Below are 4,951 nucleotides of genomic sequence, written 5' to 3'. Positions count from 1 at the left end.
ACAAGGAAGTGGTGATCGGTTTCGGCCACCCGGTGTACACCATCAGCGACCCGCGCAACCAGATCATCAAGGACGTGGCGCGCCGCCTGTCGAAGGACGCCGGCTCGACCAAGATGTTCGACATCGCCGAACGGCTGGAAACGACCATGTGGGACATCAAGAAAATGTTCCCCAACCTGGACTGGTTCAGCGCCGTGAGCTACCACATGATGGGCGTCCCGACCGCCATGTTCACGCCGCTGTTCGTGATCTCGCGGACCTCCGGCTGGGCTGCCCACATCGTCGAGCAGCGCATCGACAACAAGATCATCCGCCCCAGCGCCAACTACACTGGTCCGGAGAACCTGAAGTTCGTGCCGATCAAGGATCGCAAGTAACACCCGGCTGCCGGTTTGCTCCCCTGTACCGCCCGTGGGAGAGGGGGTAGCCGGCCGCGAAGCACGGCCGCTACCCCCTGATCATTACTCTCTTTCTTCCCTACAAAATGAACACTGCAAACCGCAAACCGCTGCCCGGCACCCAGCTGGATTTCTTCGACACGCGCGCCGCGGTCGACGCGATCCAGGCGGGCGCCTATGACAAGCTGCCGTACACGTCGCGCGTGCTGGCCGAGAACCTCGTGCGCCGCTGCGACCCGGCAACGCTGACCGATTCCCTCAAGCAGCTCATCGAACGCAAGCAGGAACTGGATTTCCCCTGGTTCCCGGCGCGCGTGGTCTGCCATGACATCCTGGGCCAGACCGCACTGGTGGACCTCGCCGGCCTGCGTGACGCGATCGCGGCCCAGGGCGGCGATCCGGTCATGGTCAACCCGGTGGTGCCGACGCAGCTGGTGGTGGACCACTCGCTGGCCGTCGAGTGCGGTGGCTTCGATCCCGATGCGTTCGCGAAGAACCGCGCCATCGAAGACCGCCGCAACGAAGACCGTTTCGATTTCATCAACTGGACCAAGAAGGCGTTCAAGAACGTCGACGTCATTCCGCCGGGCAACGGCATCCTGCACCAGATCAACCTCGAGCGCATGAGCCCGGTGGTGCAGGTAAAAGACGGCGTGGCCTTCCCCGACACGCTGGTCGGCACCGACTCCCACACCCCGATGGTGGACGCCCTGGGCGTGATCGCCATCGGCGTTGGCGGCCTGGAAGCCGAAAGCGTGATGCTGGGCCGCGCCTCGTGGATGCGCCTGCCGGACATCATCGGCGTGGAGCTGACCGGCAAGCCGCAGCCGGGCATCACCGCGACGGACACCGTGCTGGCCCTGACCGAATTCCTGCGCAAGGAAAAGGTCGTGTCGTCCTACCTCGAATTCTTCGGCGAAGGCACCACCCACCTGACGCTGGGCGACCGCGCCACCATTTCCAACATGGCGCCGGAGTTCGGCTCCACCGCCGCGATGTTCTACATCGACGAGCAGACCATCAAGTACCTCCGGCTCACCGGCCGTGACGAAGCACTGGTCAAGCTCGTGGAGACGTATGCCAAGGAAGCCGGCCTGTGGGCGGACAGCCTGGAGCACGCCGAGTACCCGCGCGTGCTGAAGTTCGACCTGTCCTCGGTGGTACGCAATATCGCCGGCCCGTCCAACCCGCACAAGCGCGTGCCGACGTCCGAACTGGCCGCGCGCGGCATCAGCGGCAAGGTCGAGAACGAGCCCGGCCTGATGCCGGACGGCGCCGTGATCATCGCCGCCATCACCAGCTGCACCAACACCAACAACCCGCGCAACATGGTGGCCGCCGGCCTGCTGGCACGCAACGCCAACCAGCTTGGCCTGACCCGCAAGCCGTGGGTGAAAAGCTCGCTGGCGCCTGGCTCCAAGGCTGTCACGCTGTACCTGGAAGAAGCCAGCCTGCTGCCGGAACTGGAACAACTGGGCTTTGGCGTCGTGGCCTATGCCTGCACCTCCTGCAACGGCATGTCCGGCGCGCTGGATCCGGTGATCCAGAAGGAAGTCGTGGACCGCGACCTGTACGCCACCGCCGTGCTGTCCGGCAACCGGAACTTCGACGGCCGTATCCACCCGTATGCCAAGCAGGCCTTCCTGGCCTCGCCGCCGCTGGTGGTGGCATACGCCATTGCCGGCACCATCCGCTTCGATATCGAGAAGGATGTGCTGGGCACGGACGCCAATGGCAAGCCGGTGACCCTGAAGGACATCTGGCCGACCGATGCGGAAATCGACGCCGTCGTAGCCGCCAGCGTGAAGCCGGAGCAATTCCGCAAGGTGTACGAGCCGATGTTCGCCGTGACCGCCGACACCGGCGAAAAGGTCAGCCCGCTGTACGACTGGCGCGAGATGAGCACATACATCCGCCGCCCGCCGTACTGGGAAGGTGCGCTGGCCGGCGAACGCGCGCTCACGGGCATGCGCCCGCTGGCGGTGCTGGGCGACAACATCACCACCGACCACCTGTCGCCGTCCAACGCCATCATGCTCGATAGCGCCGCCGGCGAGTACCTGGCGAAGATGGGCCTGCCCGAGGAGGACTTCAACTCCTACGCGACCCACCGCGGCGATCACCTTACCGCGCAGCGTGCGACCTTCGCCAACCCCACCCTGAAGAATGAAATGGTGGTGGTGGACGGCAAGATGAAGGCAGGCTCGCTCGCCCGCGTCGAGCCCGAAGGCAAGGTCACCCGCATGTGGGAAGCCATCGAGACCTACATGGCGCGCAAGCAACCGCTGATCGTGATCGCCGGCGCCGACTACGGCCAGGGCTCCTCGCGCGACTGGGCCGCCAAGGGCGTGCGCCTGGCTGGCGTGGAGGCCATTGCCGCCGAAGGCTTCGAGCGCATCCACCGCACCAACCTGGTCGGCATGGGCGTGCTGCCGCTGGAGTTCAAGCCGGGCGTGAACCGCGCCACGCTGGGCATCGACGGCACCGAGACCTACGATGTGATCGGCGAGCGCAAGCCCCGGACCGACCTCACTCTGGTCATCCACCGCAAGAACGGCGAGCGTGTGGAAGTCCCCGTGACCTGCCGCCTCGATACCGCGGAAGAAGTGTCGATCTACGAAGCCGGCGGCGTGCTGCAGCGCTTCGCGCAGGACTTCCTCGAATCGTCGAAGGCAGCTGCGTAAGCACGGGCTGACGGCTTCGTGCATCGTGTTCGGGCGGTACGGCGACGTACCGCCCGTTTTCACCAGGACAAACTATCCATGGCCCACGTACCCCAGATCAAGATTCCCGCCACCTACATCCGTGGCGGCACCAGCAAGGGCGTGTTCTTCCGCCTGCAGGATTTGCCTGACGCCGCGCAGGTGCCGGGTGCGGCCCGCGATGCGCTGCTGATGCGCGTCATCGGCAGCCCGGACCCTTACGGCAAGCAGATCGACGGCATGGGTGCCGCTACCTCCAGCACCAGCAAGACCGTCATCCTCTCCAAAAGCAGCAAGCCCGATCACGACGTCGATTACCTGTTCGGCCAGGTCTCCATCGACCAGCCGTTCGTCGACTGGAGCGGCAACTGCGGCAATCTCTCCGCCGCCGTCGGGCCCTTCGCCATCAGCGCCGGGCTGGTCGACCCCAGCCGCATCCCGCAAAACGGCATGGCCATCGTGCGCATCTGGCAGGCCAACATCGGCAAGACCATCATCGGGCACGTGCCGATCACCAATGGCGCCGTGCAGGAAACCGGTGACTTCGAACTCGACGGCGTGACCTTCCCCGCCGCCGAAGTCCAGCTGGAATTCATGGATCCCGCAGCCGAGGAGGACGGCGCCGGCGGCGCCATGTTCCCCACCGGGAACCTGATCGACGATCTCGAGGTTCCCGGCGTCGGCACGCTGAAGGCCACCATGATCAATGCCGGCATCCCGACCATCTTCCTGGACGCGGAAGCCATCGGCTACAAAGGCACCGAACTGCAGGACGCCATCAACGGCGACCCCAGGGCGCTGGCGATGTTCGAGACCATCCGCGCCCACGGCGCGGTGCGCATGGGTCTGATCAAGGATATCGGCGAAGCCGCTACCCGGCAGCACACGCCGAAGGTGGCCTTTGTCGCCAGGCCAGCCGCCTATGTTGCGTCCAGCGGCAAGCAGGTTGCCGCCGGCGACGTCGACCTGCTGGTGCGCGCCCTGTCCATGGGCAAGCTGCATCACGCCATGATGGGCACGGCCGCTGTGGCCATCGGCACCGCCGCGGCCATCACGGGCACGCTGGTCAATCTCGCCGCCGGCGGTGGCGAGCGCAATGCCGTGCGCTTCGGCCATCCGTCGGGCACCCTGCGTGTGGGCGCGGAAGCCACGCAGGTCAACGGCGAATGGACCGTGACCAAGGCCATCATGAGCCGCAGCGCCCGGGTGCTGATGGAAGGATGGGTGCGCGTGCCCGGCGATGCGTTCTGAAGCACGCTGACGCAGTGGCCGATGGACGGCCCGCGGCGCGCATGGAGCCCGGCTTTTGCCGGGCTTTTTTGTGCCTGCCGTCCGCCTCCCGCCTCGGGAAAACCCCGAATCCGCAAATGTCGACACATTTGACCACCCTCTCGTATAGTTCACCCTCCGCTGGCCAGACACCTGTAAGTCAGGCCCGGGCCGGCCGGATTGCGAAGACCGATAGACGACGCAGACACCCAAAAGGTGCTGTTCAGTCGTGCCTATACGAGGAGAATCATGAAACGCTTTGCCCGTCTCACCACCATCGGCGCCCTGCTGCTCGCCGCCAGCCTGACCACCGGCGCCGCCCATGCGCAGCTTGCCCCGTCCGCCGCCGCGCCGACGCAGGCCAGCGCCCCCAGCGAAGCCCGCAAGGCCAATATCGTCATTATCGGCACCGGCGGCACCATCGCCGGCGCCAGCGCTGCCGCCACCAATACCGCGGCCTACCAGTCGGCCGTGGTGCCGGTGGACAAGATCATCGCCTCGGTCCCGGAAATCTCGAAGGTCGCCAACGTCAAGGGCGAGCAGGTCTTCCAGATCGGCTCGGAGAGCTTCAATAACGAGCGC

The 4,951-nt window shown here is 65.8% G+C and carries 4 protein-coding genes; all 4 read left to right on the top strand.

All coding sequences use genetic code 11. From position 1 onward, the window contains the following. Positions 1 to 377: citrate/2-methylcitrate synthase (locus AC1DS6_RS42165; RefSeq protein WP_477104749.1), on the top strand; the 377-nt coding region annotated here is incomplete at its 5' end. A gap of 107 nt (positions 378 to 484) precedes the next feature. Beyond that, positions 485 to 3,082, top strand: coding sequence for a Fe/S-dependent 2-methylisocitrate dehydratase AcnD (gene acnD, locus AC1DS6_RS42160; protein ID WP_441637459.1), 2,598 nt, complete (start codon positions 485 to 487; stop codon positions 3,080 to 3,082). Between the two features lie 78 nt (positions 3,083 to 3,160). Further along, positions 3,161 to 4,351 carry a 2-methylaconitate cis-trans isomerase PrpF gene (gene prpF / locus AC1DS6_RS42155; RefSeq protein WP_441637458.1) on the top strand — a complete coding sequence of 397 codons (1,191 nt, stop codon included), beginning with the start codon at positions 3,161 to 3,163 and terminating at the stop codon, positions 4,349 to 4,351. Positions 4,352 to 4,618: 267 nt separating this feature from the next. Next, the coding region (locus AC1DS6_RS42150) for an asparaginase domain-containing protein (RefSeq protein ID WP_477104748.1) at positions 4,619 to 4,951 on the top strand (333 nt) is incomplete at its 3' end.

It is taken from the genome of Cupriavidus sp. 05L310 (genome assembly GCF_056398185.1).
This window is presented reverse-complemented; position numbering and strand designations above follow the sequence as displayed.